We start from the raw sequence: 852 nt of genomic DNA, 5'->3' as shown, positions 1-852 counted from the left end.
TTACCGAATCCCGACTCCGAAGAAGAGGCTATGAAAGCATGGTTACATACTATCAGAAAGTGAAGATTTGATTTGACGAACCGCCGTATATGCTCACAAGCACGAGAGTGCGAAGAGAGGGGCATTGCCCCCGTACGTACGGTGGTGTGAGAGGCGCACCGTGGGCTTATGGCTCACGGCCGTCTACTCTATTGTAATTCGTTTATTCCATTAATCCAAGTTTCTCCAATTCTTCCCAGATTGCTTCTTCATCTTCAACTTCAAATGAATATTTACAAATAATTTCTTTTAAATCAAGAAATGTATTCGCTTCATTTATTTTGGAGATGAAAAGATCTCCTGGAATAAATTGAGTCAAAATATCATCATCTTTTTTGATACATTCAATAATAGATTTCTTTAGCTCGCTTAAGTCGTAGTTCTTAATTTTCGTCCATGTAGTTTCAACAGGATATCGTTTGTTGATTAAATTTGCAAAAAACCTATTAAAGGTAGTGTCTTTAAACTTTTTATTACGCTTCTTTAATTTCCAAGCAAATCCATCGGAGGAATACCAAGTTCCATTATCTTCCTCCTGTATTAATTCACTTGCATAACCATAACTTAGATTACTAAAGCTCGATTTATCAATTATATCTATCCAATGATCATTATGAATGTAAATTAATGGTGTTTCTGGTTTCATGTTATCTTTAATGAATTACAACGTCAACACTATGGCGCAGTTTTTATGTCCCTCGTGGCATAAAAATGCGGATATAGTGAGTGTTGAACAAATCCTCCTTCGTCGGAAACCTGGAAAGTTTCTAACTTAGGAGGAGTTCTTAATTTAAATAATCATTGAAATTATGA

The 852-nt window shown here is 35.4% G+C and carries 1 protein-coding gene; it reads right to left on the bottom strand.

Annotation, left to right across the window (positions count from 1 at the left end):
- Positions 1-202: 202 nt before the first annotated feature.
- Entirely contained in the window at positions 203-685 is a 483-nt protein-coding gene (locus tag HH304_RS21105; RefSeq protein WP_169685284.1) for a hypothetical protein, read from the bottom strand.
- Positions 686-852 lie beyond the last annotated feature (167 nt).

It is taken from the genome of Marinigracilibium pacificum (assembly GCF_012926615.1).
Classification (GTDB): domain Bacteria; phylum Bacteroidota; class Bacteroidia; order Cytophagales; family Cyclobacteriaceae; genus Mangrovivirga; species Mangrovivirga pacifica.
The sequence above is the reverse complement of the archived record's forward strand: the minus strand, read 5'-3'. Positions and strand labels throughout refer to the sequence as shown.

Excerpts from the sequence above, each read along its gene's own strand:
- HH304_RS21105 (WP_169685284.1), bottom strand. The coding sequence starts at position 685 with ATGAAACCAGAAACACCATTAATTTACATTCATAATGATCATTGGATA.